The 26,005-nt window shown below is 72.5% G+C and carries 18 protein-coding genes and 1 pseudogene; 11 read left to right on the forward strand and 8 right to left on the reverse strand.

The features are described from left to right. Nucleotides 1-36 precede the first annotated feature (36 nt). The 3 genes from speB to ACQUQD_RS26020 are packed head-to-tail and all read left to right on the forward strand — an operon-like array spanning nt 37 to nt 3,205. Nucleotides 37-1,014 carry an agmatinase gene (gene speB, locus ACQUQD_RS26010; RefSeq protein WP_428954539.1) on the forward strand — a complete coding sequence of 326 codons (978 nt, stop codon included), beginning with the start codon at nt 37-39 and terminating at the stop codon, nt 1,012-1,014. A gap of 28 nt (nt 1,015-1,042) precedes the next feature. Beyond that, nucleotides 1,043-2,719 carry a thiamine pyrophosphate-binding protein gene (locus tag ACQUQD_RS26015; protein WP_428954540.1) on the forward strand — a complete coding sequence of 559 codons (1,677 nt, stop codon included), beginning with the start codon at nt 1,043-1,045 and terminating at the stop codon, nt 2,717-2,719. A gap of 54 nt (nt 2,720-2,773) precedes the next feature. Next, complete coding sequence (locus ACQUQD_RS26020; RefSeq protein ID WP_428954541.1) at nt 2,774-3,205, forward strand: hypothetical protein; 432 nt, start codon at nt 2,774-2,776, stop codon at nt 3,203-3,205. A gap of 9 nt (nt 3,206-3,214) precedes the next feature. Here ACQUQD_RS26020 and ACQUQD_RS26025 read toward each other — a convergent pair whose 3' ends face one another. After that, nucleotides 3,215-4,027, reverse strand: coding sequence for an endonuclease I family protein (locus ACQUQD_RS26025; protein ID WP_428954542.1), 813 nt, complete (start codon nt 4,025-4,027; stop codon nt 3,215-3,217). A gap of 153 nt (nt 4,028-4,180) precedes the next feature. After that, nucleotides 4,181-6,490 (reverse strand): ArnT family glycosyltransferase, encoded by a 2,310-nt coding sequence (locus ACQUQD_RS26030; RefSeq protein ID WP_428954543.1) that lies wholly within the window; start codon nt 6,488-6,490, stop codon nt 4,181-4,183. A gap of 165 nt (nt 6,491-6,655) precedes the next feature. On the opposite strand from ACQUQD_RS26030, the gene ACQUQD_RS26035 reads away from it, so the two are divergent. The 3 genes from ACQUQD_RS26035 (at nt 6,656) to ACQUQD_RS26045 (ending at nt 12,448) form a co-directional block, all read left to right on the forward strand. Continuing rightward, complete coding sequence (locus ACQUQD_RS26035) at nt 6,656-10,366, forward strand: ABC transporter ATP-binding protein (protein WP_428954544.1); 3,711 nt, start codon at nt 6,656-6,658, stop codon at nt 10,364-10,366. Between the two features lie 137 nt (nt 10,367-10,503). Further along, a complete protein-coding gene (locus tag ACQUQD_RS26040; RefSeq protein WP_428954545.1) occupies nt 10,504-10,932 on the forward strand; it encodes a hypothetical protein in 429 nt (142 codons plus the stop codon). A 103-nt stretch (nt 10,933-11,035) separates the two neighbouring features. Continuing rightward, nucleotides 11,036-12,448 carry a S28 family serine protease gene (locus ACQUQD_RS26045; RefSeq protein WP_428954546.1) on the forward strand — a complete coding sequence of 471 codons (1,413 nt, stop codon included), beginning with the start codon at nt 11,036-11,038 and terminating at the stop codon, nt 12,446-12,448. 96 nt (nt 12,449-12,544) lie between these two features. On the opposite strand, the gene ACQUQD_RS26050 is transcribed toward ACQUQD_RS26045, so the two are convergent. The 3 genes and pseudogenes from ACQUQD_RS26050 to ACQUQD_RS26060 all read right to left on the reverse strand — a co-directional run bounded on the left by ACQUQD_RS26050 (nt 12,545) and on the right by ACQUQD_RS26060 (nt 16,912). After that, nucleotides 12,545-13,168 (reverse strand): hypothetical protein, encoded by a 624-nt coding sequence (locus ACQUQD_RS26050; protein WP_428954547.1) that lies wholly within the window; start codon nt 13,166-13,168, stop codon nt 12,545-12,547. 127 nt (nt 13,169-13,295) lie between these two features. Then, on the reverse strand, nt 13,296-15,119 hold the full coding sequence (locus ACQUQD_RS26055) for a glycoside hydrolase family 3 protein (RefSeq protein ID WP_428954548.1): 1,824 nt from the start codon (nt 15,117-15,119) through the stop codon (nt 13,296-13,298). An 882-nt stretch (nt 15,120-16,001) separates the two neighbouring features. Continuing rightward, nucleotides 16,002-16,912, reverse strand: a pseudogene (locus ACQUQD_RS26060) (LysR family transcriptional regulator). Between the two features lie 92 nt (nt 16,913-17,004). On the opposite strand from ACQUQD_RS26060, the gene ACQUQD_RS26065 reads away from it, so the two are divergent. Continuing rightward, nucleotides 17,005-17,964, forward strand: coding sequence for an EamA family transporter (locus tag ACQUQD_RS26065; protein WP_428954549.1), 960 nt, complete (start codon nt 17,005-17,007; stop codon nt 17,962-17,964). Here the strand turns inward: ACQUQD_RS26065 and ACQUQD_RS26070 are convergent. After that, a complete protein-coding gene (locus ACQUQD_RS26070) occupies nt 17,948-18,748 on the reverse strand; it encodes a sugar phosphate isomerase/epimerase family protein (RefSeq protein WP_428954550.1) in 801 nt (266 codons plus the stop codon). The two genes, ACQUQD_RS26065 and ACQUQD_RS26070, sit on opposite strands and share 17 nt — an antisense overlap. Nucleotides 18,749-18,777: 29 nt before the next feature. Continuing rightward, the gene (locus ACQUQD_RS26075; protein ID WP_428954551.1) at nt 18,778-19,713 is read right to left on the reverse strand and encodes a bifunctional helix-turn-helix transcriptional regulator/GNAT family N-acetyltransferase; all 936 of its coding nucleotides are present in this window, start codon (nt 19,711-19,713) and stop codon (nt 18,778-18,780) included. A 344-nt stretch (nt 19,714-20,057) separates the two neighbouring features. On the opposite strand from ACQUQD_RS26075, the gene ACQUQD_RS26080 reads away from it, so the two are divergent. After that, complete coding sequence (locus ACQUQD_RS26080; protein ID WP_428954552.1) at nt 20,058-21,485, forward strand: alkaline phosphatase family protein; 1,428 nt, start codon at nt 20,058-20,060, stop codon at nt 21,483-21,485. Nucleotides 21,486-21,577: 92 nt separating this feature from the next. On the opposite strand, the gene ACQUQD_RS26085 is transcribed toward ACQUQD_RS26080, so the two are convergent. Further along, nucleotides 21,578-22,627, reverse strand: coding sequence for a LacI family DNA-binding transcriptional regulator (locus ACQUQD_RS26085; protein ID WP_428954553.1), 1,050 nt, complete (start codon nt 22,625-22,627; stop codon nt 21,578-21,580). A gap of 219 nt (nt 22,628-22,846) precedes the next feature. Between ACQUQD_RS26085 and ACQUQD_RS26090 the strand changes: the two genes are divergently transcribed. Genes ACQUQD_RS26090 through ACQUQD_RS26100 form a run of 3 tightly spaced genes read left to right on the forward strand, consistent with a single transcriptional unit; the run spans nt 22,847 to nt 25,982 of the window. Further along, a complete protein-coding gene (locus ACQUQD_RS26090; protein ID WP_428954554.1) occupies nt 22,847-24,004 on the forward strand; it encodes a Gfo/Idh/MocA family protein in 1,158 nt (385 codons plus the stop codon). Beyond that, nucleotides 24,001-25,158 (forward strand): dihydrodipicolinate synthase family protein, encoded by a 1,158-nt coding sequence (locus ACQUQD_RS26095; protein WP_428954555.1) that lies wholly within the window; start codon nt 24,001-24,003, stop codon nt 25,156-25,158. The genes ACQUQD_RS26090 and ACQUQD_RS26095 overlap by 4 nt, the downstream gene beginning before the upstream one ends. Next, the gene (locus ACQUQD_RS26100) at nt 25,155-25,982 is read left to right on the forward strand and encodes a sugar phosphate isomerase/epimerase family protein (RefSeq protein WP_428954556.1); all 828 of its coding nucleotides are present in this window, start codon (nt 25,155-25,157) and stop codon (nt 25,980-25,982) included. Before ACQUQD_RS26095 ends, ACQUQD_RS26100 begins: the two co-directional genes overlap by 4 nt. Nucleotides 25,983-26,005: the final 23 nt, after the last annotated feature.

Here is a 26,005-nt window from a genome sequence, read left to right on the forward strand (position 1 = left end):
TCACGAGACTGACCGTTTGTTCAGGAAAGGCACGCCATGACCAGCGAGCACCAGGACGCCACCCCCCGCGGCCCGATCGACTCCTCCCGCACACCGCGCTACGCGGGCCCCGCGACCTTCGCGCGCCTGCCGCGCCTGGACGAGGTCGGCACGGCCGACGTCGCCGTGGTGGGCGTGCCGTTCGACACCGGTGTCTCGTACCGTCCCGGCGCCCGCTTCGGCGGCAACGCCATCCGCGAGGCCTCCCGCCTGCTGCGCCCCTACAACCCGGCGCAGGACGCGTCCCCCTTCGCGCTCGCCCAGGTCGCGGACGCGGGCGACATCGCCGCGAACCCGTTCAACATCAACGAGGCCGTCGAGACCATCGAGGCCGCCGCCGACGACCTGCTCGGCACCGGCGCCCGCATGATGACGCTCGGCGGCGACCACACCATCGCGCTGCCGCTGCTCCGCTCGGTCGCCAAGAAGCACGGCCCGGTCGCCCTGCTCCACTTCGACGCGCACCTGGACACCTGGGACACGTACTTCGGCGCCGAGTACACGCACGGCACCCCGTTCCGCCGCGCCGTCGAGGAGGGCATCCTCGACACCTCCGCCCTCTCCCACGTCGGCACCCGCGGCCCGCTCTACGGCAAGCAGGACCTCACCGACGACGAGAAGATGGGCTTCGGCATCGTCACCTCGGCGGACATCTACCGCCGCGGCGCCGACGAGGTCGCCGACCAGCTGCGCCAGCGCATCGGCGACCGCCCGCTGTACATCTCCATCGACATCGACTGCCTCGACCCGGCCCACGCCCCCGGCACCGGCACGCCCGAGGCGGGCGGCATGACGTCCCGCGAGCTGCTGGAGATCCTGCGCGGGCTGGCCTCCTGCAACCTGGTCTCGGCCGACGTGGTCGAGGTGGCCCCCGCGTACGATCACGCGGAGATCACCGCCGTCGCCGCCTCGCACACCGCGTACGAGCTGACGACGATCATGTCCCGGCAGATCGCGGCGGCCCGCACGGCCTGACCTGCGCGGCGACGGAGAGGAACGCCCGATGACCCACGACCACGACCTCGTCCTGCGGCCCACGCCGCGCCAGACCGAGGCGGCCCTGAACCCGCCGGCCGGGCGCACCGGCGGCGACCTGGTCGTGGAGGCGCTCGCGGGTCTCGGCGCGTCCACCGTCTTCGGCCTGCCCGGCCAGCACGCCCTCGGCCTCTTCGACGCGCTGCGCCGCAGCGATCTGCTGCGCTACGTCGGCCTGCGCACCGAGCAGAACGCGGGCTTCGCGGCGGACGCGTACGGCCGGGTGAGCGGCGAGGCCGCCCCGCTGTTCGTGTCGACCGGGCCCGGCGCCCTGCTGACCCTGCCCGCGCTCCAGGAGGCCGCCGCGGCCTCGGCGCCGGTGCTCGTCGTGGCGAGCCAGGTCCCGGTGGCGGGGCTCGGCGGCGGCCGCCACGGCTACCTCCACGAGCTGACCGACCAGCAGGCCGTGTTCCGGGGCGTGGTGAAGTCCGTCCACGCGGTCCGTACGCAGTCGCAGATCCCGTCGGCGATCGCGGCGGCCTGGGAGTCGGCGCTGAGCGTGCCCCACGGCCCGGTCTACGTCGAGATTCCGCAGGACGTGCTGCTCGCCCCGGCGGCCCTGCCGGTGGTGAGCGCGGCGGACGCGATCCCGCACGAGCTCGCCCCGCCGCCCGAACTCACCGCGGTCGCCGCCGACCTGCTGGAAAAGGCCGAGCGCCCGGTGATCGTCGCGGGCGGCGGCGTGATCCGCGCCGACGCGTCCGGCAAGCTGCGCGCCCTCGCGGAGAAGCTGAACGCGCCGGTGGTGTGCACGTACGGCGGCAAGGGCGCCTTCCCGTGGGAGCACCCGCTCTCCCTCCGGTCGTGGGTGGAGGACCGGCACGTCACCGCGTTCCTGGAGGACGCCGACGTGCTGCTCGTCGTCGGCTCGGGGCTCGGCGAACTCTCCTCGAACTACCACACGTTCGCGCCGCGCGGCCGGATCGTCCAGGTCGAGGCGGACGCGGGCAAGCTGGAGTCCAACCACCCGGCCCTCGGCATCCACGCCGACGCCCGCCTGGCGCTCCAGGCACTCCTGGAGACGGTCGGGGAGCGCACGGACGACAAGGCCCCGGCCCGCGTCGCCGAGGTGCTCGCCGCCGTACGGGACCGGATCGACGGCCAGGAACTCGCCCTGGAACAGCAGGTGCTGGCCGACGTGCGCGCCGCACTCCCGCTCCGGGCCCCGTCCTTCTGGGACATGACGATCCTGTCCTACTGGGCCTGGGCGGCCTGGCCGGGACCGCTGCACTCGGCGCAGGGCGCGGGCGGCCTCGGCTACGGCTTCCCGGCCGCGCTCGGCGCCGCGGTCGCCGACCCGACGACGCCGGTCCTCGCGGTCTCCGGCGACGGCGGCGCCCTGTACTCGATCGCCGAACTCGCCACGGCCGCGCAGGAGTCGCTGAACGTGACCTGGCTGATCGTCGACGACGGCGGCTACGGCATCCTGCGCGAGTACATGACCGACACCTTCGGAGCGACCGAGGGCACCGAACTGACCCGGCCGGACTTCGTGGCCCTCGCCGAGTCGTTCGGCGTGCCCGCGGTGCGCACGTCACCGGAGGCGCTGCGCGAGGACCTCGCCGCGGCACTGAAGGCGCCCGGGCCGCGGGTCGTCGTACTCCCGGCGCGGCTGCGGATGTTCGCGCCGACGCACACGGGCTGACGGCGGTACTGTTCCCCCGTCGCCGCGGGTGCGGCCGACCGGCTGGAGGCTCCGGTGAACAGAGGTGCGTGGCGCTCGGCCGTCGTGGCGGTGGCGGTCCTGTCCGGCGCGGGATGCGGCGGCCTCGCGGACGCCACCGGGCACGGCGCGGTGAGCCTGACCGTCAGCGGCGGATTCGCCGGCGTGGACCAGGGCATCGAGGTCGCCCCGGACGGTGCGGTGCGCACGACGGACCGGGGGACCGCCCGCGCCGCCCGCGCGCTCTCCGAGAAGGAGCGGGACGACCTCGACTCCCTGCTGGACCAGGTGGACTTCGACAGGCTCCCCGCCCGCACCGTCTCCGCGACCGGCCGCGATCTCTTCGCGTACCGGGTGGAGTACCAGGGGCACACCGTGATCACCGACAAGAGCCGGGACCTGGGCGCCCTGGACACCGTGATCGAGCGCCTCGGGCACTACCTGGACGAGCGGCGCGGAGAGCGGTGAGGCGCGGCTCTACCAGATCGACTCGACCCACTCCGGGTGGTCGATGAACGGATTGCGGTTGTGCTGGTAGGTCGTGTAGATGACCTCGTTGCGGTTCTCCTCGAAGGCGTCCGGCGGGTCCTCGTCGTTCCACTTCTTCAGCACCGAGAGCTTGCCGATGTTCGGTGAACTGCCGTTGTTCACCGACTCGTTGGGCTCCAGGTCGGCGAAGGAGTCGTCGCCCTCGTAGCGCACCGCCATATAGAGGATCATGCGGGCCACGTCGCCCTTGACCGCGTCGCGCGGCTCGAAGGAGTCGGAGTCGACCTTGCTGCCGCCGCCGTTGGTGACGGCGCTGCCGCCCTCGTCGAAGTCCAGGTTGCCGCGCACCGAGTTGACCGTCACGTCCTCGGGCCGCAGGTGGTGCAGATCCGTCCCGGGGCCGGTCGCGGTGCCGAAGTCGCCGTGGGACTTGGCCCACACGTGCTCGCGGTTCCAGTCGCCGCTCGCGCCGCCGTTGAGCGACTTGGCGCGGGATACGCCGCTGTACAGCAGGATCACGTTGTTGCTGTTGGCCGGGTCCTGGTCGGTGGCCTTGAGCGCGTTCCAGACGCCGTCGTACGAGACCTTCGTCTGGTCGCTGATGATCGTGTGCAGCGAGGACTTGAGGGCCGTGCCGGTCTTGCCCAGCGCGTCCTGGTAGTACGTGTCGTCGTACGCGGAGACCGCCGCGGTGGGGTGGGCGGCGGCCGGGCCGGCGGTGGCGGTGGCCGTCGGCAGGGTGACGGCGGCCAGGACGGTGGCGGCGCCGAGGGCGAAGGTGCGTATGTGCGTTCCGGGCATGTGGGGTGTCCGTCCGTTCTACGCGGGTTGAATGGGTAGTCCGGAGCGTGACATGAACACGTAGGGATTGGGTGAACGCGAGGCGTCGATCCTGTGACGACCGCGGCCCCTGAGGGAACGTCAGGGGCCGCGTAATGTCCGGTGGTTGCGGGGTCAGGTCACGTCGGACGCGTCCAGTCGGTACAGCGACTGGGAGTTCTCCGAGCCGGTCGAGTCGCTGTCGCCGTCACTGGCACCGTCCTTGTCGGACGTCGACGTGCTGTACTCGCTCGCCTTCACCTTCGTGCCGTGCTTCTGCACCCACGCGGTGACCGCCGAGCTGAGGTCGTTGCCGCCGCCGGGGCCGCCGCCCATGCCGCCGCCGAGCTGGACGTAGTGCAGCTCGCCCTTCTTCACCAGCTCCTTGAGCCTGGCGACGGTCATCGCCTTGTCGCTGCCGGACCAGCCCCACATGGAGATGACGGGCTGCTTCGAGGAGACGATGAGTGAGGCCGCGCTCTGCGAACTCGACACCGCCAGCAGCCACGTGGCGCCGTCACGGTGCTTCTTCAGGTACGTGATCAGCTCGGTGGAGGCGCCGCCGCCCATACCGCCGCCCATGCCGCCGCCGGGGAAGCCGCCCCGGGTGCCGCCGCCCTGTTCGCCGTTGCCCCCCTGCGAAGACTCGCCGTTCTGCTGCGATCCGCCGGGGAAGCCCCCGGACTCACCACCGGGCATCTCACCGCCGTTCGGCATCTCGCCACCGCCCTGCGGGGAGCCGCCGCCGGGCATCTCTCCGCCACCGGGCATCTCCCCGCCACCGGGGAAGCCGCCGTTCGGCATCTCACCCCCGCCGGGCATCTCGCCACCGCCCTGCTGCTGACCGCCCTGCCCCTGCTGCTGACCGCCGCCGGGCATCTCGCCGCCACCGGGCAATCCGCCCCGGCCGCCGCCCCCGCCGGGACCGCCGCCGAAGCCGCCGCCCGTCGACGGGCCCGCCGTCGGATTCGTGCCGCCCATGCCGCCCGCGCCGCCGGAGGCCGACGGCACCGACCAGGCGAACGCCGCCGGGCCCGCGACCGAGGCCACCACGGCCGCCGCCAGGGAGGCCGCGAGCAGACGCAGCCGGTGCCCCGACGCCGTACGGAAGACCAGCAGCCCCGCGACGGCCAGCGCCATGACGAGCGCGACCACCGGCCACAGCCAGCTGTTCCAGCCGGACGCGCGGCGCAGCAGCACGATCGCCCAGATCCCCGTGACGCCGAGCGCGACGGGCAGCACCCACGCCCACCGCTTGTCGGCGCGGAAGGCGCGCAGCAGCATCAGGCCGCCGCCCCCGCACAGGGCCGCGATGCCGGGGGCGAGCGCGGTCGTGTAGTACGGGTGCATGGTGCCCTCGGCCATGCTGAAGGTCAGGTAGTGCAGGACCGTCCAGCCGCCCCACAGGATCAGCGCCGCCCGCGTGAGGTCCGTGCGCGGGGCGCGCCCGCGCAGCACCAGGCCGCCGACGAGCGCGATGCCCGCGAAGGGGAGCAGCCAGGAGATCTGGCCGCCCAGCACCTCGTTGAACATGCGGCCGATGCCCGCGGCCCCGGCGAAGCCGCCGCCCCCGCCGCCTGCGCCCATGTTGCCGTCGCCGCCGAACACCCGGCCCAGACCGTTGTAGCCCATGATCAGGTCCCAGGCGGTGCCGTCCGTGGAGCCGCCGATGTACGGGCGCTCGGACGCGGGCACGAACGACACGGCCGCCGCCCACCAGAAGCTGGACACCGCGAGCGCGACGGCCGCGACAGCCAGGTTCCGTACGCGATGCCACAGGCCGCCCCGGGCCGCGTACAGGTACACGGCGAAGACCGCGGGCAGCGCGATGTAGCCCTGGAGCATCTTCGTGTTGAAGGCGAGGCCGAAGCAGACCGCCGAGCCGATCAGCGGCAGCAGCCGGCCGTTGTGGACGGCCCGCAGCGCGAGCGCCGCGCCCGCCACCATCAGCAGGACGAGCAGGGCGTCCGGGTTGTTGTCGCGGTTGATGGCGACCGTGATCGGGGTGAGCGCGAGGACGAGCGCGGCGACCGCCGCCGCGCCGTGGCCCCACACCCGCTTCACCGAGGAGTGCAGGATCCAGATCGTGCCGAGCGCGGCCAGGACCAGCGGCAGCATCATCTGCCACGTCCCGAAGCCGAACACCCGGCAGGACAGGCCCATCACCATCAGGACGAACGGCGGCTTGTCGACGGTCAGGAAGTTGCCCGCGTCCAGCGAGCCGAAGAACCAGGCCTTCCAGCTCTCGGTGCCGCTGAGCACGGCCGCGCTGTAGAAGCTGTTGAGGCTGGAGGCGGAGAGGTTCCAGGAGTACAGCACCGCGGCGAGCGCCAGGATCGCGAGCAGCGCGGGCAGCGACCAGCGCGGCGCGCGGTGCGCCGTGGGCGCGGCCGCGGGCGGCGGAGGGGCTGGGGCGTGGGGGAGCGGTTCGGTCGCAGAGGTCACCAGTGCACCGTGCCGGGGCCGGGTGAGCGGGCGCTGTGACGAAGCTGGGTGTCACCTGTGGATCGCGGCCGGCGCCTCCGATTGTTGCGGCGGGATGAAATCCGGAGCGGCCCGCGTTGGCCCTTCGGCAGGTCAGGACGAGCGGGTACGGCGAGAGGCAGAGGCGTGGCGGAGAAACGGGGCTGGGCGCGACGGCTCGCGGGATACGCATGGCGTTTCCCCAAGGACGTGCTGCTCGCGCTGGGTGCCTCGCTGGGCGGCATGGCCGTCATGGCGCTCGTACCGCTGATCACCAAGATCATCATCGATGACGTCATCGGGGACCACACCCGGTCCATGGGGACCTGGGCGGGCATCCTCATCGGCGCGGCCGTCGTCGTCTACGTCCTCACCTACATCCGCCGCTACTACGGCGGACGCCTCGCCCTCGACGTCCAGCACGACCTGCGCACCGAGATGTACGGGACGATCACCCGGCTCGACGGGCGGCGCCAGGACGAGCTGTCCACCGGGCAGGTCGTCGGCCGCGCCACCAGCGACCTCCAGCTCATCCAGGGGCTGCTCTTCATGCTCCCGATGACCATCGGGAACATCCTGCTCTTCCTCATGTCCCTGGTGATCATGGCGTGGCTGTCGCTGCCGCTCACCCTCGTGGCACTCGCCGTCGCGCCCGCCCTCTGGTTCATCGCCAAGCGCAGCCGCTCCAAGCTGCACCCCGCCACCTGGTACGCGCAGGCGCAGGCCGCCGCCGTCGCCGGGGTCGTCGACGGCGCCGTCAGCGGCGTCCGCGTCGTGAAGGGCTTCGGGCAGGAGGAGCAGGAGACCGGGAAGCTGCGGGAGGTCGGGCGGCGGCTGTTCGCCGGACGCCTGCGCACCATCCGGCTCAACTCGAAGTTCACGCCCGCCCTGCAGGCCGTGCCCGCCCTCGGGCAGGTCGCCATGCTCGCCCTCGGCGGCTGGCTGGCCGTGCGAGGGCAGATCACGCTCGGCACGTTCGTCGCGTTCTCCTCGTACCTCGCCCAGCTCGTCGGGCCCGTGCGGATGCTCGCCGTGGTGCTCACCGTCGGGCAGCAGGCCCGGGCCGGCGTCGAGCGCGTCCTCGAACTCATCGACACCGAGCCCTCCATCGAGGACGGCACGAAGGAACTGCCCGCCGACGCCCCCGCGACCGTCGAGTTCGACGACGTGTCCTTCGAGTACGCCGGCGCCGACCGGGCCGTCCTCGACGGGCTGTCCTTCGAGATCCGGGCCGGCGAGACCCTCGCCGTCGTCGGCTCCTCCGGCTCCGGCAAGTCCACCGTCTCGCTGCTGCTGCCGCGCTTCTACGACGTCTCGCACGGCGCCGTCCTCATCGGCGGCCGCGACGTGCGCGAGCTGACCCTGTCCTCGCTGCGGGCCGCGATCGGGCTGGTCCCCGAGGACTCCTTCCTGTTCTCCGACACCGTGCGCGCCAACATCGCGTACGGCGCGCCGGACGCCACCGACGAGCAGATCGAGGCGGCCGTGCGCGCCGCGCAGGCCGACCGGTTCATCGCCGAGCTGCCCGAGGGCTACGACACCAAGGTCGGCGAGCACGGGCTGACCCTCTCCGGCGGCCAGCGCCAGCGCCTCGCGCTGGCCCGCGCCATCCTCACCGACCCGCGCCTGCTCGTCCTCGACGACGCCACGTCCGCGGTCGACGCCCGTGTCGAGCACGAGATCCACGAGGCGCTGCGCGGCGTCATGGCGGGCCGCACCACCCTCCTCATCGCCCACCGCCGCTCCACCCTGGGCCTCGCCGACCGCATCGCCGTCCTCGACGGCGGCCGCCTCGCCGCCATCGGCACGCACGAGGAGCTGGAGGCCGGCTCACCGCTCTACCGGCGGCTGCTGACCGACCCCGACGAGCTGGGCGGAGTCTCGCCCGGACATGCCGCGCCCAGCGCCGAGCAGCCGGAGGACACCTCCGTACGCGAGGAGCTGGACGCCGAGTTCGACGCCGAGCGGGGCGTCACCCCCAGGCTGTGGACCGGCGACCGCGAACCCAAGGACACCGCGCTGTCCGGGATGCCCGCGACCCCCGAGCTGCTCGCGCAGGTCGACGCGCTGCCGCCCGCCACCGACACCCCCGGCATCGACGAGGCGCGGGCCGTCACGCCCGAGGACTCCTACGGGCTGCGCAGGCTGCTGCGCGGTTTCGGGGCGCCGCTGCTGATCAGCCTCGCGCTGGTCGCCGTCGACGCGGGCGTCGGCCTGCTGCTGCCGATCCTGATCCGGCACGGCATCGACGAGGGCGTCACCCAGCTGGCGCTCGGCGCGGTCTGGGCCGCGTCCGCGCTCGCGCTGGTCGCCGTGCTCGTCCAGTGGGCCGCGCAGATCGGCGAGACCCGGATGACGGGACGCACCGGCGAGCGGGTCCTCTACTCGCTGCGGCTGAAGATCTTCTCCCAGCTCCAGCGGCTCGGCCTCGACTACTACGAGCGCGAGCTGACCGGGCGGATCATGACCCGGATGACGACGGACGTGGACGCCCTGTCGACGTTCCTGCAGACCGGGCTCGTCACCGCGTTCGTCTCCGTCGTCACGTTCTTCGGCATCATGGTCACCCTGCTCGTCATCGACGTACAGCTCGCGCTCGTCGTGTTCGCGACGCTGCCGCCGCTGATCATCGGCACGTTCTTCTTCCGGCGCTCCAGCGTGAAGGCGTACGAGCTGGCCCGCGAGCGCGTCTCCGTCGTCAACGCCGACCTGCAGGAGTCCGTCGCCGGACTGCGCATCGTGCAGGCGTTCCGGCGCGAGCGGGACGGCGGGGAGCGGTTCGCGGCCGGCAGCGAGAGCTACCGCCAGGCCCGTATCCGCGGACAGTGGCTGATCTCCGTGTACTTCCCGTTCGTACAGCTCCTGGCGTCGGTGGCGGCCGCGGCCGTGCTGATGGTGGGCGCGCACCGGGTCGACGCGGGCACCCTGACGACCGGCGCGCTCGTCGCCTACCTCCTCTACATCGACCTGTTCTTCGCTCCCGTGCAGCAGCTCTCGCAGGTCTTCGACGGCTACCAGCAGGCGACCGTCTCGCTCGGCCGGATCCAGGAACTGCTGCGCGAGCCGACCTCGACGAAGGCCGCGCACGAGCCGCTCGACGTGCTCTCGCTGCGCGGCGAGATCGCCTTCGAGGACGTCGACTTCGCGTACGGCACCGACGAGGCGGCGCTGAGCGACGTGGCCCTGCGGATCCCCGCCGGGCAGACCGTCGCCTTCGTCGGCGAGACCGGCGCGGGCAAGTCGACCCTGGTCAAGCTGGTCGCCCGGTTCTACGACCCGACCGGCGGCCGGGTCACCGTCGACGGCACCGATCTGCGCGACCTGGACCTGACGTCGTACCGGCACCGGCTCGGCGTCGTCCCGCAGGAGGCCTACCTCTTCCCGGGCACGATCCGCGACGCCATCGCCTACGGGCGGCCCGACGCGAGCGACGCCCAGGTCGAGGCGGCGGCGCGGGCGGTCGGCGCGCACGACATGATCGCCACGCTGGAGGGCGGCTATCTGCACGAGGTCGCCGAGCGCGGCCGCAACCTCTCGGCCGGCCAGCGCCAGCTGATCGCGCTGGCCCGCGCCGAGCTCGTCGACCCCGACATCCTGCTGCTCGACGAGGCCACGGCCGCCCTCGACCTCGCCACGGAGGCCCAGGTCAACCACGCCACCGACCGCATCGCCGGCAAGCGCACCACCCTGGTCGTCGCGCACCGCCTGACGACGGCGGCCCGCGCGGACCGGGTCGTGGTGATGGACCACGGCCGGGTCGCGGAGGACGGGACGCACGAGGAGCTGGTCCGGCGGGGCGGGAAGTACGCCGAGCTGTGGCGCACCTTCGTGGGGGAGGCCGTCACCACGGCGACGTGACCGGTGCGGCGCCGCGCCCAGGGTTGTCCCGAACCGGGCGGCGCCGGGGACCGGACCGGGTCCTCGTGCAACCGTACGGCCCGCGTGTCGCGTCCGTTCATCAGTACTCTGGTGCCGATGTGACGGGAGGGGCTGCGGTGCGAAGAGGTGAGGAAGGCGATATAGGGCGCGCGCGGGGCGTACGAGGGCCGCGCCGACTGCTCACGTTCGTGCTGACCGCGCTGGTCTCCTCCACGCTGCTGGTCGTGGCGGGGCCGGGTGCCGGCGGCGCGCGGGCCGCCGCGCTCTGCGCCGGACACAAGGCCCGCACCCTGTCGTTCAGCACGGGCTCGACCGTCCTCTACAGGAGCCGCGGCTACGTCTGCGCCGTCACCGTCGCCAAGCGCGCCGGGGTCCGCCAGACCATGTCGGTCAGCGTCCAGGCCCGCGGCAACCGGGCCGTCGTCGAGGAGGGCCGCTTCACCCACCACGCGGGCCCGGTCACCGTGCACGCCGGTCACCGCTGTGTCCGGGTGAAGGGGCGAGTGGGGTCGAAATCGGTCAGTTCAGGGTGGATTCTGTGCTGAAGCAGTACCGAATGTCATGCTGAGCGGACACCAAGTACCCCTGGTGGTGCACGAGTTGCTCCGATAGTTTCCGGAGCGTCCGTGTAACTCCAGGGGAGGGTGCATGCGCAAGACGCTCAGATGGCTGTTGTCACTCGCGGTGGTCATAGGAACCGTGGGCACGGCCGGGATATCCACGGCGGCCGCCGCGCAGCCGGCCGACGCCGTGGCCGCCACGACCGACATCAAGGACCGGCTCCTCGCGATACCGGGCATGAGCCTCGTCGAGGAGAAGCCGTACGACGGCTACCGCTACTTCGTCCTCAACTACACCCAGCCGGTCGACCACCGGCACCCGTCCAAGGGCACCTTCCAGCAGCGCATCACCGTGCTGCACAAGGACGTCAGCCGCCCGACGGTCATGTTCACCAGCGGCTACAACGTCTCGACGAACCCGTCGCGCAGCGAGCCCACCCGCATCGTCGACGGCAACCAGGTCTCCGTGGAGTACCGCTTCTTCACGCCGTCCAGGCCGCAGCCCGCCGACTGGTCGAAGCTCGACATCTGGCAGGCGGCCAGCGACCAGCACCGCATCTACCAGGCCCTCAAGCCGGTCTACGGCCAGAACTGGCTGACCACCGGCGGCTCGAAGGGCGGCATGACCGCCACGTACTACGAGCGCTTCTACCCGCGCGACATGGACGGCGTCGTCGCGTACGTCGCCCCGAACGACGTCGTCAACGACGAGGACTCGGCGTACGACAAATTCCTCGCGAACGTCGGCCCAAGGGACTGCCGCGTCGCCCTGCAGAAGGTGCAGCGCGAGACGCTGGTGCGCCGTGACGCGCTGGAGAAGAAGTACAAGGAGTACCTCGCCGCCAACGACTACACCGTCAACACGGTCGGTTCGCTGGACAAGGCCTACGAGGCGACCGTGCTCGACCTGGTGTGGGGCTTCTGGCAGTACCAGCCGGAGTCGGCCTGCGCGGACGTCCCGGACGCCGCCACGGTCTCCGACCAGGACCTCTTCGACTACGTCGACGCCGTCGGCGGCTGGGCCTCCTACGCCGACCAGGGCCTGGAGCAGTACACGCCGTACTACTACCAGGCGGGCGTGCAGCTCGGTTCGCCCGACATCAAGCAGCCCTGGCTCGGCAAGCTCTCCCGCTACGGCTACCAGCCGCCGCGCAACTTCGTGCCGCGCTCCATCCCCATGAAGTTCCAACCGTGGGCGATGCGCGACGTCGACTCGTGGGTGCGCCACAACGCCACGCGGATGCTGTACGTCTACGGAGACAACGACCCGTGGGGCGCGGAGCGCTTCCGGCTCGGCGCCGGGGCCCGGGACAGCTACGTCCTGACGGCGCCGCACGCCAACCACGGTGCGAACGTCGCGGGTCTGAACGCCGACGACAAGGCCCTGGCCACCTCGCGGATCCTCGCGTGGGCCGGTCTGTCCGGTACGACGGCCAAGGCGCCGCACGACGCGAAGCTGGACCGGCCGGACACCGCCCGGGAGTTCACGCTCCGCCCGTGAGCACGCCCGCACGACGGAGAGGGGGCCGCACGCCGCGGCCCCCTTCTTCATGCAAGGGAGCTCTCCGTCCGGGAGCACTCCGTCCGGGAGTCCCGCTCACACCTTCACGGCGCATCCCACCGGCTCCGTCCCGCCGAGCGACACGTACAGGGCCGTGGCCGACGGGCACGCGTCGCGGCCCGGCACCGCGGAGCGGACGCGGTACTGCGGCGCGCGCTCGCCCGAGCCGTCGCACGGGGTCTCCCTGACCTGCCCCTTGCCCGCGGAGTACACGCAGTCGCCGACGATCGTGCGGGGACCGCCACCGCCGCCCGGGTCGCCGGGGTGCGGCTCCTCCAGGTTGCGCATACAGGCGTAGCCGCGGGCGATCGACCCGTCGCCGTTCTCGTCGGACGCCGGCCGGCTCTCGCTGATGTGCAGCACGAAGTCGGTGCGGGCCGGGCACGCGGGCCCCTGCGCCGTCCCGCCCTCGTACCGTTCGACGACCCGTGCCACGGCGCTCTCGCTGCCGCACGACACCTCGTTGAACGACGTCCGCCCCCGGGAGCTGCACTCGCCCACCGCGAGGAAGACCGCCCCGTAGCCGGACGGGGAGCGCAGCGGGTTCGCCGCCGACGGCGTCGCCGACTCCTCCCCCGACCCCGACGAAGCCTGACAACCGCCCAGTGCGAGCGCCGACAACAGCGCAGCGCACACCACCCCAACCGTCCGCACGCGCATGGCAATCCCCCCGATGTACCCGCCCCAGCGTGACCCGCCGGGGCGGGCGCACGCCAGACGTGGAGGGGGCTTTGCGTCAGTTGGGGGTGGTGCGCCGGTAGTGCGGCGTACGCCCTGTACGGCCGCTTCAGTACCGCAGGCCGTAACCGATCGGGTAGAGGACCTGAGCCGGATCGTCCGCCCGCTGCACCGGAACCGGCAGCTTGCCGCGCGGCTCGGCCCGGCCCGCGAGGACCCTCACCGCCGCCCGCAGTTCGACGTCGATCCAGGAGTACGCCGCCAAGTGGGCCCCGGTGGAGGGCAGTTGGGCCACGTCGTACGGGTTGCGCAGGGACAGCGTGACGACCGGCACGCCGGTCGCGGCGACGGCGTTCACCAGGGCCTGCTGGGCGCTGCCCGCGGTGACGTTGTAGGTGCCGATGAGCACCGCGTCCTTGCCCTGGGCCGCCGCCACCGCCTGGGCGACGACCGCCTGGCTCGGCGCGGTGCCGGTCGCCAGCACCGTGGGGGTGAAGCCCAGTTCGGTCAGGGCCGCGCCGAGCACCGTGGTCGGCGGGCCGTCGCTGAGGGAGGGCGAGGCCGGATTGGCGCCGAGCACGAGGATGTTCTTGTGCCGGCGCCGGGACAGCGGCAGCAGCCGGTCCTTGTTGACCAGGAGCGTGGTCGTGCGCTCGGCGATCCGGTCGGCCGCCGCCAGGTGCGCGCGGGTCCCCACCGTGCGGTCGACGCCGCGCTGGGTGACGTACGGCTCCTCGAACAGCCCCAGGCCGGCCTTCATGCGCAGGATGCGCAGGATGGAGACGTCCAGGCGCTCCTCGGTCAGCTCGCCGCTCTTCACCGCGTCGAGGACGGCGTTCCAGGAGACGTCCAGGGACGGCGGGTTGAGCAGCTGGTCGACGCCCGCCTTCAGCGCGAGCACCGGCACGCGGTCGTCGCCGTACTTCGTGCGGACGCCCTCCATGCCCAGCGAGTCGGTGATCACGACGCCGTCGTAGCCGAGCTGCTCGCGCAGGATGCCGGTGAGGATCGGGTGCGAGAGGGTCGCCGGGTCCTCGGCCGGGTCGAGGGCCGGGACCACGATGTGCGCCGTCATGATCGAGTCGATGCCCGCGGCTATCACGGCCTTGAACGACGGCGCGTCCAGCTGCTCCCACTGCTCGCGGGTGTGCGTGATGACCGGGAGTCCGCTGTGGCTGTCGGTCGCCGTGTCGCCGTGGCCCGGGAAGTGCTTGGCCGTCGAGGCGATGCGGGCCGACTCGTAGCCCTGGACCTGGGCGGCGGCGAGCCGGGCGACCGCCGCCGGGTCGGCGCCGAAGGAGCGGACGCCGATGACGGGGTTGGCCGGGTTGATGTTGACGTCGGCGTCGGGGGCGTAGTCCTGGTTGATGCCGAGCGCGCGCAGCTCGGCGCCGGCGATGCGGCCCGCCTCGCGCGCGTCGGAGCGTGAGCCGCCCGCGCCGAGGGCCATCGCGCCGGGGAACAGGGTGGCGGGCTTGCCGACCCGGGCGACGATGCCGTGCTCCTGGTCGGTGGCGACCAACAACGGTATTCGGGACGGCTGTTGCTGGCCGGCCGTCTGGATGCCGTTGCTGAGGTCGGCTATCTGGTGCGGTTCGCGGACGTTGTGCGCCCAGGCGAAGTAGATGATGCCGCCGAGCTTGTACTTGGCGATCATCTCGGCCGCGGTGCGGACGCCGATCTCCTTGAGGTTGGCGTCGATGTCGGCCTGGTCGGGGGCGGTGGCCGAGTGGCCGTACACCCGCATCACGAAGAGCTGGCCGACCTTCTCCTCCAGGGACATCCCGGAGATGATCTTCTTCAGGTCCTTGTCGCGGTTCTTCGCCCGGGCCTGGGCGGGTGCGGCGGCCAGGCCCGCGGCGGCGACACCTGCGGTGGCGGCGGCGAGCAGCGTGCGTCTGGGGAAACCCTTGCTGGTCTGGCGGTGGTGCACTTGCGCTCCTTCCGGAGGGAGGGGCGGGGCACGAGCTGGGTGGGGCCACGGTGAAAAAAACTTACGCGCGACACGGATATCGGGAAAGTTTCTGCCAGTCAAGGGAGTTGGCGTGGAAAGGGGCCGTCACCGGCGCAGTTGGAGGGGGGCGCGCCGGTGACGGCGTGCTGCCGGCCACAGGCGGCGGAGAGGGTGGTCAGCGTTCGCAGCCAGCAGCGAGGCCGACACCGCACTGCGGAGACTCACCGGCAGCGTGCCCTTTGGACGGGCGGGGCGGCGCTCGGGTTCCCGCCTCCTTGAAGGTTCTGCGAAATTGGTGCGCGGGTGGCGGAGAAGGGGTGGGGTGGTGTGTGGGTTGTGCGGGGGGTTGGGTGCGGAGCGCCGGGTGCCGGGTGCGGGGTGCGGGGTGTCGGGTGCGGGGTGCTGTGTGCCGGATAGCGGGTGCGGGTTTCGTCGTGGCTGGTCGCGCAGTTCCCCGCGCCCCTGAGATGCGCACTTCGTGCGCCATCTCGGGCCGGGGGTGCTGCATGGGTGTGCGCTATCTCGGGTGGGGGTGCTGCATGGGTGTGCGCCGTCTCGGGTGGGGGTGCTGCATGGGCGTGTGCCGTCTCGGGTGGGGGGTGCTGCATGGGCGTGTGCCATCTTGGGTCGGAGATGCTGCACGAAGTGCGCATCTCCCCGTGGAGGTGCGGCGGAGTATGAAATCCCGCCCCTTGAGGCGCGGCGGAGCCGCAGGCCTCCAGGGGCGCGGGGAACTGCGCGAGAAGCCCCACTCGGCGGTGGTCGCCTGGGAGCGCAACACGGCAGACGCTCGGCGCCAGGCCGCCGCAGGTTCCAGGCGGGCGCGGGCCGCGACCAGGTGCCGCCGGGCCGCGGTCGGGGCTACGGCGTGACCAGGCAGACGCGACCCTGGGCGCGCAACGCGCTGACCGTTTCCGTGATCGCCGGACGCCCCCCTGACCCGGCCCGCCACAACGCGTAGAGCCGCCGCCGCGGCATCGGATCGAGCCCCACCGCGACGACCCCCTCGGGCAACGGCCCCCGCCCCAGACGAGGAATCAGCGCGACCCCCAACCCGGCCGCGACCAGGGCCGTCAGGGTCGGATTCTCCTCGGCCTGATGAACGATCCGCGGCTCGAACCCAGCGGAGCGCATCGTGCGGACGAGCCAGTCGTGGCACACCCGCCCGGCGGCTGCGACACCCAGCGCTCACCGCCGAGCTCCTCCCTCCGCACCGCCGTCCGCCCGGCCAGCGCATGCCCGGCCGGGACGAGCAGATCGCAGAGATCGTCGCCGAGCACGGCCTGCTCCACCCCGGCAGGGGCGGGCAGCGGCGCGATGTCCCAGTCGTGCGCGACGGCCAGGTCGACGGCGCCCTTGGCGACGAGGTCCACCGACAGATGCGGGTCGACCTCGCTGAGGCGGGTGTCGAGCGCGGGATGCCGGGCGGCGAGACCGGCGAGCGTCGCGGGCAGCAGACCCCGCGCCGCGGAGGCGAACGCGGCGATCGTCAACTGCCCGGAAGGCACCCCGCGCCGCTCCTCCAGCCCGGTCTCCGCCCGCTCCACGATCGCCATCAACTCGCGCGCGGTATCGGCCAGTTGCCGGGCCTCCTCGGTGAGCTTGACACCCCGCCCGGCCCGTTCGAGGAGCACCGTCCTGGTCTCCCGCTCCAGCTTCGCTATCTGCTGCGAGACGGCGGACGGCGTGTAGCCGAGGGCGGCCGCCGCGGCGCCCACGGTGCCGTGGACGGACACGGCGTGCAGCGCGCGCAGCCGCTGAAGATCCAGCATGTGTCCCTCCACGGTTCATGTAGCAGTGCTTCATCCCATCATGCAGTGATCATCGCTGGTGCTACACGGTCGTACGGAGTGATGCTCGACGCATGAGACCTGCGCACACCGGCCTCGCCGTCCTCGTCGCCGCCCTGTGGGGTGTGAACTTCGTCGTCATCGACATCGGCCTCGACCACTTCCCGCCGCTGCTCTTCTGTGCCCTGCGCTTCCTGCTCGCCGCGCTGCCCGCGGTGTTCCTCGTCGGCCGGCCGTGTGTGCCGTGGCGCTGGATCATCGGGGTCGGACTCGCCCTGGGCGTCGGCAAGTTCGGGCTGCTCTTCATCGGCATGAACACCGGGATGCTCGCGGGGCTGTCCTCGCTCGTGCTCCAGGTGCAGTCCGTGTTCACGGCGCTGATCGCGTTCGCGTTCCTCGGCGAGCGGCCCGGCAGGATCCGGTTGCTGGGCATGGCGGTGGCGCTCGCCGGCATCGCCGTCGCGGCCGCGGACGAGGGCGGCTCGGGCCCGCTGGGCGCCTTCGCGCTGGTCCTGGTGGCGGCCGCGTTCTGGGGCGTCTCGAACGTCCTGACCCGCAAGGCCGCGCCCGACGCCCCCTTCAACTTCATGGTCTGGTCGAGCGCGGTCCCGGTCCTGCCGCTCCTCGCGCTCTCCCTGCTCTTCGAGGGCCCGGACCGTGACGCCGACGCGCTGGCCTCCCTCGACCTGCCGGGCGCGGGCGCCATCGTCTACGTAGCCCTCGTCACCACACTCTTCGGCTTCAGCGCCTGGAGCCGCCTGCTGCGCCGCTACGACGCCTCGACGGTCGCCCCGTACTCGCTCCTCGTCCCGGTCTTCGGCATGTCCTCCGCGGCCCTCTTCCTGAACGAGTCCGTCAGTCCGCTCGGCTGGTGCGCGGCGGCGCTGCTGGTGGCCGGGGTGGCGCTGACCTCACGGGCAGGCGCCCCGAAGAGGCGCCGGGAACGGCGCGAGGAGCCACGACGGCCCGCGGTCGGCAACGCCGAGAACCAGGCAGCCGAGGTCCTGAACTCCGCTCCTACGCCGACTCGTTGAGCAGCCGAGCCATGTGCTCCCGTCCCTCGCGGAGCAGATCCGGCAGCGGGGCCGCGGCCTCGTACCAGCGGGCCTCGTACTCCCAGCACAGCCAGCCGTCCCAGCCCGCGCGGCTGAGCACCTCCACGCACTCGGCCAGCGGGAGCACCCCGGCGCCGAGGGGCAGGGGCGTCTTGTCGTGCGGGCCGGCGATGTCCTTGACCTGCACATAGCCGAGGTAGGGGGAGAGCGCCGCGTAGGAGGCCGAGGGCTGCTCGCCGCCGAGCCAGGTGTGCATGACGTCCCACAGCACACCCACATTGCGGTGACCGACCGGGCCGACCACGCGGGACGCGTCCGCCCCGGTGCGGTGCGAGTCGTGCGTCTCCAGCAGGACGCGCACCGCCCGGTCCGCGGCGTACTCGGCGGCCACCCCGAGCCGGCGGGCCGCGGTGGCGTCGGCCTCCTCGGCGCTCTGCTCGTCACCCCCGCCCGGGAAGACCCGGACGTACGGGGCGCCCAGGTCGCGGGCCAGGTCCACCAGGGCGCGGATCTCGTCGAGCACCGGGGCGTCGTCGCCGGGCGCCGCCACGCGCGCGTACCCGGCCACCCCCAGGACCTCGACGCCCGCGGCCTTGAACTCGGCGGCGGCGTCCGCCCGCGCGGCCGGATCGAGGCCCGGATGGACCGGCTCCTCGGGATGGGCGCGCAGCTCCACCCCGTGATAGCCGTGCGCCGTGGCCAGGCGGAGGACGTCGGAGAGCGGGAGGCCGGGGACACCGAGAGTGGAGAACGCCAGTTTCATGGGGCGGACCCTACCCGCGCTCCCGTCCGTCACTCGGGGGCCCGATGCAGCGGAAGCCGCCAGTCCTGGCCGATCAGGTCCGCGCCGAAGGAACGGTGCGCAGTCTCGCCCGCGAGGACGAACCCGTGGCGCTGGTAGAGCGAACGGGCCGACTTCAGCACGTCGTTCGTCCACAGCACCAGCTCGCGGTAGCCGACGCCGCGCGCGAAGGCGATGACGGACCGCACCAGCCGGTCGCCGACACCGAGGCCGCGCGCCTCCGGCTCCACCAGGAGCAGCCGCAGCCGCGCGGTGCCGGGCGCCTCGTCGCGTACGCACATCACGCACCCCACCGGACGGCCGTCGAGCTCGGCGATCCACACCCGCTCCAGATGCGGGTCGTGGTCCTGCGCGAAATCGGCGACGATCCGGGCCACCAGGCCCTCGTAGTCGGCGTTCCAGCCGAACTCGGCCGCGTACACCGCCCCGTTGCGTGCCACGATCCAGCCCAGGTCGCCGGCGCCGGGGGCGCGCAGCAGCACGTTCTCCGGGTGCGGGGCGGCGCGGCCGTCGCCGAGGATCGCGCGCACGGTGCGCAGCGCCTCCGTCAGCCGGGCGCGCTCGGCCGCGGGAACCGTGGCGAGGAGCGCGCCGACCGCCTCCCGCGAACGCTCGTCGAGCAGCTCCGCGGCGGTACGGCCCCGCGCGGTGAGGGTGATGCGGCGGCGCCTCGAGTCCCGCTCGGACGAGGCGCGCTCGACGAGCCCGTCCCGCTCGAATCTGCCGAGGATCCGGCTCAGGTACCCGGCGTCCAGATTGAGCTGCGCCCGCAGGTCGGCCGCGTCGAGCCGCTCGCTGTGCGCCAGTTCGTACAGCACGCGCGCCTCGGTGAGGGTGTACGGGGCGTACAGATGGCGGCTGTGGTCCAGCGCGCCGACCAGGTTCGTGTAGAAGCGGTTGAAGGACCGGATGTCCTGCACGGTCATGGCTCACCTCATGGGGCCGGTCGGACCGGCCGGCAGACATGGACAGTTGACTCAGTCAGAGGTCTGGGGGTGGCGCCAGGCTACGCCCGGCGGGCGGGCCCGTCCACGGACCGGACACCGGAGAGCCGCCGGGACGCCCCCGGGTCAAGTCCGTGCATATGGCAGGTATAGCGGTTCAAGGGCAGCCCATGGGTTGGCCAACCCCTTCCCGCGCGTTGGCCACGAGTTCACCCTTCACCCCCTCCGCCCCTCCCCGGGCGGGTCGCAGAGTGGCACAACGGCCCGTCGCACACGGGCCGTTGGCATGCCCGAACCGCCCGTCCAGCCACTCACAGGGGACTTCCATGGCCGAACTGACCCGACGCAGACTCCTCGGTTCCGCGGCAGGCGCCGTCGGCGGCGCCGCGGCGCTCTCCCTCCTCCCGCCCAGCGTCCAGAAGGCCGTCGCCGCGGGCCCGCCCCGCAAGGGCTCGCTCCGCGACATCGAGCACGTCGTGATGCTGATGCAGGAGAACCGCTCCTTCGACCACTACTTCGGCACGCTCAAGGGCGTCCGCGGCTTCAACGACCCCCACGCGCTGAAGCTGGACAACGGCCGCTCGGTCTTCTACCAGCCCGACGCCGAGAACCCGAAAGGGTACCTGCTCCCCTTCCACCTGGACACGCACTCCACCAGCGCCCAGGCGATCCCGTCCACCAGCCACGCCTGGTCGGTCCAGCACGAGGCCTGGAACAACGGGAAGATGGACCAGTGGCTGCCGGCCCACCGCAAGGCCGACGGTGTCAACGGCCCCTACGTGATGGGCTATTACACCCGCAAGGACATCCCCTTCCAGTTCGCCCTCGCCGAGACCTTCACCATCTGCGACAACTACTTCTGTTCCGTCTTCGGCCCGACCTGGCCCAACCGCCTCTACTGGATGACCGGCACGATCGACCCGTCCGGCACCCAGGGCGGCCCGATCCTCAACAACACGGCGCCCTCGCCCTACCGCTGGACGACGTACGCCGAGCGCCTCCAGGCCGCCGGAGTCAGCTGGAAGGTCTACCAGCAGGACGACGACTACGGCTGCAACATGCTGGAGAACTTCGCGTCGTTCAAGAACGCCCGGCCCGGCTCCGACCTCTACGAGCGCGGTGTCCGCCCGCAGCCCGAGGGCACCTTCGAGGACGACGCCCGCAACGACCGTCTCCCGGCGGTCAGTTGGATCATGCCGACCAGCTATCAGTCGGAGCACCCCGACTACCTGCCCGCCGCGGGTGCCGACTTCGTGGCCCAGAAGATCGAGGCGATAGCCAGCAACCCCAAGGTCTGGGCGAAGACCGCCTTCATCCTCAACTACGACGAGAACGACGGCCTGTTCGACCACGTGGCCCCGCCCACGCCTGCGGCGGGCACGGCGGGCGAGTTCGTCAAGGGCCTGCCCATCGGCGGCGGCTTCCGTGTCCCGGCGATCATCGTCTCCCCGTGGACGGTCGGCGGCTGGGTGGCCTCCGAGTCCTTCGACCACACCTCGGCGCTGCAGTTCCTGGAGAAGTTCACGGGCGTCGAGGAGCCCAACATCACCGACTGGCGCCGCGACACCTTCGGCGACCTCACCTCGGCCTTCCGCTTCTCCCACGCCACCCACCGGCCGCCCCGCCTGCCCCACGACACGGCGGAGCAGCTGGAGCAGGCGAAGGAGGACGTGGCGACCCTCCCGAAGCCGACCCTGCCCGGCGCGGACCAGCGGTTCCCGCACCAGGAGCAGGGCCGCCGCCCGCACGTGTAGGCACCCGGCCCCGCCTCTTCTCACCGAGCGGCGGGGCCCTCAGCCCTGTTGCTCCCCGCCCGGCGCGGGCGCCGGAAGGGCACGTCCCGCGGTCACACCCCCCGCGGCGCGCCCGTCGACCCGCGCACCATCAACTCGCCGCGCACCGCGTCGATCCCGCCCTGCGGCGCCGCCTCCCGGCCCATCGCGATACGGCCCGCCCGGGCCGCAGCCTCCGCAAGAGGGAGGCGGACCGTCGTCAGCGCGGGGACCGCGTCCACGCTGAACGGGAGGTCGTCGAAGCCCGCCACCGAGACGTCCTCGGGGATGCGCAGGCCCGCCTCCCGCAGAGCCGCGCACGCGCCGAGCGCCACCGTGTCGTTCGCCGCGACCACCGCGGTCAACTCCGGGTCCCTGCGCAGTAGTTCGACCGTCGCCGCGTGGCCGGCCGCCCGGTCGTACAGGCCGTGCGCCACCAGCCCGTCCGACTCCGTCACGCCCGCGTCGGCCAGCGCCTCACGGTGCCCCTCCAGGCGGTGACGTGTCGTCGTGCGCTCCTCCGGCCCGGCGACGTAGCCGATCCGCCGGTGTCCGAGCGTGAGCAGATGGGCGGTCAGCTCCCGGGCGCCGCCCCGGTTGTCGAAGGTGATCGCCGCCGCGTCCGTCTCCGGCACCGGCGGCCGCCCGCACAGCACGACCCGGGTGCCGGCCTCCGACAGCCTCCTCAACTTGCCCGCCACCGCGGCGACATGGTCCTCGTCCTCGATCGCTCCGCCGGTGAGGACGACCGCCGCCGCGCGCTGGCGCTGCAGCAGGGTCAGGTACGTCAGTTCGCGTTCCGGTGAGCCGCCCGTGTTGCAGACGACCGCGAGACGCTCGCCGCCCGCCCGGCCGCCGGGCCCGACGATCTCGGACTGCACCGCGGACGCCATGATCCCGAAGAACGGGTCCGCGATGTCGTTGACGAGGACCCCGACCAGGTCGGACGTGGCCGCCGCGAGGGCGCTGGCCGGGCCGTTGAGCACGTAGTCCAGTTCGTCCACGGCCCTGAGCACCCGCTCGCGGGTGGCCGCGGCGACCGGATAGTTCCCGTTCAGCACGCGGGAGACGGTGGCGGGGGACACCTGCGCACGGGCTGCCACGTCCGCCAGGGTCACGGTCATCGAGTCATCCTCCGTCAACGGCCTTCGGCCCACTGCTCGAAAGTCCCCGGGGGCCGAAGGTCCCCGGTCTCGTACCCGCTCTTGTCCGAGCGGCTGTGCAGAGGCTAGCTTCTTTCCAGATAGAAAGCGCTTGCTACGAACCATCCGGCGAGCGCCATCGCGCGTACGCCGACGGCCTCTGCCGCGTACGGCCGGACGAAGAAGGACGAAGGGATTCACGTGACACGCAAGACGGTGCGCATCGCCATGAACGGTGTGACGGGGCGCATGGGCTACCGCCAGCACCTCGTCCGTTCCCTCCTCGCCCTGCGTGACCAGGGCGGACTCGACCTCGGCGACGGCACGGTGCTGTGGCCCGAGCCGGTCCTCGTCGGCCGCCGCGAGCACGCCCTGCGGGCGCTCGCCGAGCGGCACGGCCTGGGGGAGGAGAACATATCCACCGACCTCGACGCCGTCCTCGCCGACGACTCGATCGACATCTACTTCGACGCGCAGGTGACCTCCGCCCGCGAGGACGCCATCAAGAAGGCGATCGCCGCCGGCAAGCACATCTACACCGAGAAGCCGACCGCCACCGGCCTCGACGGCGCCCTGGAGCTGGCCCGCCTCGCCAGGGACGCGGGCATCAAGTCCGGCGTCGTCCAGGACAAGATCTTCCTGCCGGGCCTGCTCAAGCTGAAGCGGCTGATCGACGGCGGCTTCTTCGGGCAGATCCTGTCCGTGCGCGGCGAGTTCGGCTACTGGGTCTTCGAGGGCGACTGGCAGGAGGCCCAGCGGCCGAGCTGGAACTATCGTTCGGAGGACGGCGGCGGCATCGTCGTCGACATGTTCCCGCACTGGGAGTACGTGCTGCACGAGCTGTTCGGCCGGGTCGCGTCCGTGCAGGCGCTGATCACCACGCACATCCCGCAGCGCTGGGACGAGAACGGCAAGCCCTACGACGCCACCGCCGACGACGCCGCGTACGGCATCTTCGAGCTGGACGGCGGCGCCGTCGCCCAGATCAACTCCTCCTGGGCCGTGCGCGTCAACCGCGACGAACTGGTCGAGTTCCAGGTCGACGGCACCGAGGGCTCCGCCGTCGCGGGCCTGCGCAACTGCCGCGTCCAGCACCGCAGTTCCACCCCGAAGCCGGTCTGGAACCCGGACATCCCGGCCACCTACTCCTTCCGCGACCAGTGGCAGGAGGTGCCCGACAACGCCGACTTCGACAACGGCTTCAAGGCGCAGTGGGAGCTCTTCCTCAAGCACGTGTACGCCGACGCGCCCTACCACTGGGACCTGCTGGCCGGCGCCCGCGGCGTCCAGCTCGCCGAGCTCGGCCTGAAGTCGTCCGCCGAGGGCCGCCGCATCGACGTACCGGAGATCACGCTGTGACGATCCGACTGCCCGACAGCAGCGGCCGGTTGCGGGCCTACGAGCCGCGCGCCACGCCGCTCGCCGTCGACACGGGCGCCCCGCTCGCCTCCCGCGTCGTCTTCTCGGCGGCGCACGTCGTCGCCGACCCGTTCGCCGACACCACCCCCGACTCCCCGGCCGCCGTCGACTGGGACGCCACCCTCGCCTTCCGCCGCCACCTGTGGTCGCACGGGCTCGGCGTCGCCGAGGCGATGGACACCGCGCAGCGCGGCATGGGCCTGGACTGGGCGGGCGCCGCCGAACTCGTCCGGCGCTCCGCGGCCGAGGCGAAGGCCGTCGGCGGGCGCATCGCGTGCGGGGTCGGGACCGACCAGCTCACCGGGCCCGCCAAGGACCCGGCCGAGGTCCGGGCCGCCTACGAGGAACAGCTCGCGCTCGTGGAGGGGACGGGCGCGCAGGCGATCCTCATGGCGTCCCGGGCCCTGGCCGCCGTCGCCGAGGGCCCCGAGGACTACCTCGACGTGTACGGGCACCTGCTGCGCCAGGCGTCCGAGCCGGTCGTCCTGCACTGGCTCGGCCCCATGTTCGACCCGGCCCTGGAGGGCTACTGGGGCTCCGCCGACCTGGACGCCGCGACCGAGACGTTCCTGGAGGTCATCGCCGCCCACCCGGACAAGGTCGACGGCATCAAGGTGTCGCTGCTCGACGCCCGCCGCGAGGTCGAGCTGCGCCGCCGCCTCCCGCAGGGCGTGCGCTGCTACACCGGCGACGACTTCAACTACCCCGAGCTGATCGCCGGCGACGACCGCGGCTTCAGCCACGCCCTGCTCGGCATCTTCGACCCGCTGGGACCGCTCGCCGCGCAGGCGGTGCGCGTCCTGGACACGGGCGACGCGAAAGGCTTCCGCGAACTCCTCGACCCCACGGTCGAGTTGTCCCGGCACCTCTTCCAGACGCCCACCCGCTTCTACAAGACGGGCGTCGTCCTCCTCGCGTGGCTCGCGGGCCACCAGGACCACTTCGCGATGGTCGGCGGCCTGCAGTCCGCCCGCTCGCTGCCGCACTTCGCCCGCGCCTACGAACTCGCCGACGGACTAGGCCTGTTCCCGGACCCGGCGCTCGCCGAGTCCCGCATGAAGAACCTGCTCGCCCTGTACGGAGTGACCGGATGACCGCCGACCCCCGCTTCTCCATCAACCAGATGACGGTCAAGCAGCTCGACCTGCCCGAACTCGTCAAGACCTGCCTGGAGTTGGGCGTCCAGCACGTCGGGACCTGGCGCGAGCCGGTCCAGGCGTACGGCGTCGAGGCCGCCGCCGGGCTCCTGCGCGACGCCGGGCTCGCCGTCTCCACGCACTGCCGCGGCGGCTTCCTCACCGCGATCGACGCAGCCGGCCGCAAGGCGGCGATCGACGACAACAAGCGGGCCGTCGACGAGGCCGTCACCCTCGGCACGGACGTCCTGGTCCTCGTCTCCGGCGGACTCCCGGCGGGCTCGTACGACCTGCACGGCGCCCGGGAACGGATCGCCGACGCGCTCGCCGAGCTCGGCCCGTACGCCGCGGAGCACGGCGTGCGGCTCGCCATCGAGCCGCTGCACCCGATGTACGCGGCCGACCGCTGCGTCGTCTCCACGCTCGGACAGGCCCTGGACCTGGCCGAACGCTTCCCCGCGCAGCAGGTCGGCGTCTGCGTGGACACGTACCACGTCTGGTGGGACGACCAGGCGCCCGCACAGATCGCGCGGGCCGGGGCGCAGGGCCGTATCGCGACGTTCCAGCTCGCCGACTGGACGACCCCGCTGCCGGAGGGGGTCCTCAACGGGCGGGGCCAGATCGGGGACGGCTCGATCGACCTGCGGCAGTGGCGCCGGTACGTCGAGGACGCCGGTTACTCCGGGCCGATCGAGGTCGAGCTGTTCAACGACGGGCTGTGGGCGCGCGACGGCCGCGAGGTCCTCGCGGAGACGGCGGAACGGTTCACGCGGCACGCGTGAATCCAGCCCCTCCGGCGTTCGAG

Source organism: Streptomyces sp. cg35 (genome assembly GCF_050410835.1).
Classification (GTDB): domain Bacteria; phylum Actinomycetota; class Actinomycetes; order Streptomycetales; family Streptomycetaceae; genus Streptomyces.